Annotated in this window: 5 protein-coding genes; 4 read left to right on the top strand and 1 reads right to left on the bottom strand. The window is 50.9% G+C overall.

All coding sequences use genetic code 11. From position 1 onward, the window contains the following. The first annotated feature begins 1,124 nt into the window (after positions 1-1,124). From EYQ01_10410 to EYQ01_10400, 3 genes are read left to right on the top strand one after another with little or no spacing between them, the layout of a single operon-like run. Positions 1,125-1,526, top strand: coding sequence for a hypothetical protein (locus EYQ01_10410; GenBank protein HIE66197.1), 402 nt, complete (start codon positions 1,125-1,127; stop codon positions 1,524-1,526). Then, positions 1,523-3,010 carry an IS21 family transposase gene (locus EYQ01_10405; protein ID HIE66196.1) on the top strand — a complete coding sequence of 496 codons (1,488 nt, stop codon included), beginning with the start codon at positions 1,523-1,525 and terminating at the stop codon, positions 3,008-3,010. Before EYQ01_10410 ends, EYQ01_10405 begins: the two co-directional genes overlap by 4 nt. After that, positions 3,007-3,771: an ATP-binding protein gene (locus EYQ01_10400; GenBank protein HIE66195.1), complete on the top strand. Its 765-nt coding sequence runs from the start codon at positions 3,007-3,009 to the stop codon at positions 3,769-3,771. The genes EYQ01_10405 and EYQ01_10400 overlap by 4 nt, the downstream gene beginning before the upstream one ends. Positions 3,772-3,833: 62 nt before the next feature. On the opposite strand, the gene EYQ01_10395 is transcribed toward EYQ01_10400, so the two are convergent. Further along, positions 3,834-4,121: a hypothetical protein gene (locus tag EYQ01_10395; protein ID HIE66194.1), complete on the bottom strand. Its 288-nt coding sequence runs from the start codon at positions 4,119-4,121 to the stop codon at positions 3,834-3,836. 197 nt (positions 4,122-4,318) lie between these two features. Here EYQ01_10395 and EYQ01_10390 point away from each other — a divergent pair. Further along, positions 4,319-4,432: ATP-binding protein (locus EYQ01_10390; protein HIE66193.1), on the top strand; the 114-nt coding region annotated here is incomplete at its 3' end.

Genomic DNA, 4,432 nt, shown 5'->3' with positions numbered 1-4,432 from the left:
GCCCAACGGGAGGAACAAGAGGATAAATCCCGTCAGGAGGCTGCTGAGGACGAATTGCGAGCAGCTGAGAAATTCTACGAAAACCTTCCAGAAAAGAAGCAGTCTGAAATCAGAAAAATCGCACTGGATGGCTGCATGTTCGATACCCCGTCAATCCGTAAAATGCTGGTATTCGCCAAGGTGGCCGAGATGCTGAAAAATGGAGAACTCACGGTTTTATAGGCGGAACTGATTTTTTTACTAAAAACCGAAGTAGTGATGATTTCAGTATCCTCATATCCTCGAAAACATGCCTGAAAACAAACGAATGCATTTAAAATAAAGCGACAAAACGTATGCTCGTTAAATGGACACCCCGTCGTTTGGTGTAGCTTTTCACACTGAAATCACCCGTTTTTTGATGTTATTTTGAAAACCCAGCGAAAAATACATGGAGGTGTGTCAGCGACGGAATGAAAGTGGGGCAAAACTAACGGTTTGAAATTCCGTCTTCTTCGATCCTGATTCTTCTTCGAAATTCAGCCTGAAGTCTCTTCTTCCTTCTTCACTTTTTCTTCTTTCCCGGTCTCTTTATCAGTCGATTTTCTTTCCTTTATTTCTCAAGTTCCGGCTCGAGATGAGCCGCAATGTAATTCATCGAAAGTGTCGGTGCTGCAGGAAGTTATTCACGCCGAACTACCGCAGCATCAAACGCCAAATCTTCTGTGCTGCACCCGATTGCCGCCGGGCTGCCAAAGCCGAAAGCCAGCGTCGATGGTTGGCCAAAAGTGGAAACCGCGATTACTTCCGAGACCCGGATCACGTGCGGCGTGTTCAGGAGTGGCGCAAGCGTCATCCGGGCTACTGGAAAAAGTCCAAACTCGTGTCTGAAGAGAGTCAAACTGTTGATTCCAAGCCGGTTAACCCCGATCAGCGATCTTGTAACGCAACCGGAAGCCAATCCAGTACGTTACAAGATTTCTGTCTTACCGAACATCCTGCGTTTCTTGGGCTTATCTCCATGGTAACTGGTAGTACGTTACAAGATGACATCGCCGCCACCACCAATCAGGTGCTACTCAGAGGGATGAACATTCTGGGACTCAAAGTCCCCGATCAACGACAAAACTCAGCGACTTCAAACCATGATCGAAAAACATCCCCTCCGCCCTGACCGACTCCGTCAAATCCCCGACGGCTTCAGTTGGATTGACCATAGACTGGTCCGTCAGGACTACATCCGGCGTTGCGACTGTGAGTCTCTGGCTCTTTATCTTTTCCTGGTGAGCGTCTCCGATATTCAGGGTTTGAGCTATTACTCCGACCGGTCCATTTGCCGGCACCTCAAACTCGATACCGCTCAGTTGTCCGAAGCACGCATCGGACTCAGGGAGGCCGATTTGATCGCCTACAAAAAACCTCTTTACCAAGTGCTCTCTCTGGATCCGGTTTCGGAATCATTCGCCGGTTTGGGAGAACGCAGTGCCCGCCCCCGGTCTGTCGCTCAAATCCTACGCTCTGCCCTGGAGTCCGGAGGTGAAGCTTGATCGATTATTCAACCTTCTGCCGGATTCGCCTTCTCCACGATCAGAAGAACTTGAAAGCTTCTCAGATCGCCGTCGAACTTCATCTCGATCCCAAAACGGTGGAGAAGTGGATCGTTCAATCGACCTACCAACCCCGACAGAATTCCAGGCGCTCCAGCAAACTCGATCCGTTCAAAGCTTCGATCATCGCCATGCTCGAAGCTCACCCCTATTCGGTGCAGCAAATCCTTCAGCGGATTCGTGAGCAGGACTACACCGGGGGATACAGCATTCTCAACGAGTTCGTCCGTCAAGTCCGCCCGGTGCGCAAGCCGGCCTTTCTCATGCTTGAGTTCGCCGCCGGGGAGTGTGCTCAGGTGGACTGGGGCAATTACGGATCCATCCAGGTGGGATCGACCCGCCGCCGCCTGAGCTTCTTCGTCATGGTCCTCTGCTACAGCCGCCTGATGTATCTTGAGTTCACTCTGCGCGAGAGCATGGAGCATTTTCTAAGCTGCCACCGACACGCCCTGGAATTCTTCGGCGGTTGCCCGCAGAAAGTCATGATCGATAACCTCAAGGTCGGTGTGCTGCGTCACCCCACCGGCGATAAAGCTCAGTTCAATCCTCGGTATCTGGATTTTGCGGCCCATTACGGTTTCCAACCGGTGGCCTGCAACGTCCGCAAGGCAAATGAAAAAGGACGCGTGGAAAATGGAGTCGGCTATGTGAAAAAGAATTTCCTCAACGGTTTGGATATTCCTTCATTCGAGGCCGTCAATCCCGCGGGCCGCCAATGGTTGGATACGGTGGCCAACGTGCGTATTCACGGCGAAACCCGCAACAAGCCGGTGGAGCGTTTCGAGCAGGAAAAACCTCATCTCAAACCACTCTCGACCATGCCTTACGACTGCGCAGTCATTAAATCCACCGGTGCCAACAGTTGTTGCCGGGTGCGCTTCGATGCCAATCGATATTCGCTACCCTTCCTCTACGCCTCACAGAAGCTTTCTCTCAAAGTTTATCCCGATGATCTTCTCATATATTACAACGAAAAACTCATCGCCACTCACTCCCGATGCTACGATCGTAATCAGAAAATCGATGATCCGGATCACCCGAAGGAACTGTTGATCCAACGCAGAAAGGCTCGTCAACAAACCCTGCTGCTCGCTTTCCTGAACTTGAGTCCGCACTCCGAGTTCTACTGCCGAAAACTGCAGGAAAAGCGTCTCAACACCCCCCATCACATTCAGAAGATCGTAGCACTCAGTGAGATCTACGGCATCGAAAAGACCGCTTGCGCAATCCTCGACGCCGTTAACTTCGAAGCTTACGGCTGCGAATACATCGCCAACATCCTGGCGCAGCGCGAGCGCTCGGAGCCCGCTCCCGACGCTTTGCATCTGACCCGGAGACAAGACCTGCTGGACCTGGAACTCCCCGCCGCCGATCTCTCCGCCTACGAACTGAAACCACCACCAATCGACCTTAATGAATCATGAAATCCAAATCACCCAGGCCGTCCAAACCCTCACTGCTGATCGAGCACCTCGACTACCTCAAGCTACCTTTCATAAAATCCCAACATTCGACTTCGGCCGATCAGGCCGCTCAAGAAAATTGGGATCATCTTGAATACCTTCGCCGTCTCGTGGAAGGTGAGTTCAACCAGCGGCGTGACCGCAGTATTCAGCGCCGAATCAAGGCCGCCCGTTTCCCGGTCATCAAAACTCTCGAACAGTTCAATTGGGACTGGCCCAAAAAGATCAATCGGCTCCAAATCCAGAACCTTTTCCGCCTGGACTTCATCAATCGCAAAGCCAATGTCGTGTTTCTCGGCAGCGTCGGCGTCGGAAAGTCGCACCTTGCAACCGCTCTGGGTTACGCCGCCTGCCTTGAAGGTTATTCAGTGCTCTTCGCCGATGCCATCGGCGTGATCAACGAACTCTCCGCCGCCCAGCAAGCTGGAAAACTCGGCCGTGAGCTCAAGAAATACCTTCGACCTCAAACGTTGGTCCTTGATGAGGTTGGCTACCTTCCAATTGATCAGCGAGGAGCTGATTTACTCTTTCAGGTCATCAGCCAACGCTACGAACGCGGGTCCATTATCTTGACGACAAACAAACCGTTCAAGGACTGGGCTTCCATCTTCAACAACGACAGCACAATTGCCTCAACCGTGCTGGACCGACTCCTGCATCATTCCGACCCCGTGCCGATATTCGGCAAGAGTTACCGTATGAAAGACCGGAACAAAGAATAACTGTTCAAACTCCCAAACTCTGAGAAACGACCCATTGCATCGCTCATCTCCTCCAAACGACTTTATGCACTCAGAATTTCAAACCGGTAGTTTTCCACCGTTTTCAAGCCGTCGTCCACAGCTACTGCTAGGTCATTGCGAATCACCGTATTATTGGGATCCGATTCGAGGGATTTTCGATATTTCGGAATATTGTGAGTATAAAAGGCTTCCCCATGCTCTGGGAATCGACCAATTATAAGATAGGCTAAGTTGTCGGTAATTTGAATTTCTTCATCCCTCGAATAGCTGGTATTTACACAAGCGAGTAAAGAATGAACACCAAATAAGAATAAACAGATATATCGCATGATTTTCTCCCAGCTTGAAACCGCATCTCCTTAGAGTACCCGATTTCTCGCAGAAAGGCAATCCCTCAGGGACATATTTCATAGTGGATCTTCCTTTAAGATAGGTGAGGAAAGTAACCTCCAAAGGCAGGCAGAGCGACGGGCTTACCGCCGAAGGCAGCAACGGGGTTGCCCTCTTAAGAGAAACTAAGTAAAGGCTGGAGAAAACCAGACTCTTGATCCTCGATGAACTGGGGTATGTCCCATTCTCTAAAACCGGAGCCGAACTGCTCTTTGAAGTTGTCAGCCGGGCCTACGAGCGGACCAGCGTA

The organism is Candidatus Manganitrophaceae bacterium, from assembly GCA_012960925.1.
Taxonomy (GTDB): domain Bacteria; phylum Nitrospirota; class Nitrospiria; order SBBL01; family JAADHI01; genus DUAG01.
Note: the sequence above shows the minus strand (reverse complement) of the source record. Positions and strands in the feature narration are given on the sequence as shown.

Coding starts and splice junctions, on each gene's coding strand:
- EYQ01_10410 (HIE66197.1), top strand. CDS start 1,125: ATGATCGAAAAACATCCCCTCCGCCCTGACCGACTCCGTCAAATCCCC.
- EYQ01_10400 (HIE66195.1), top strand. CDS start 3,007: ATGAAATCCAAATCACCCAGGCCGTCCAAACCCTCACTGCTGATCGAG.
- EYQ01_10395 (HIE66194.1), bottom strand. CDS start 4,121: ATGCGATATATCTGTTTATTCTTATTTGGTGTTCATTCTTTACTCGCT.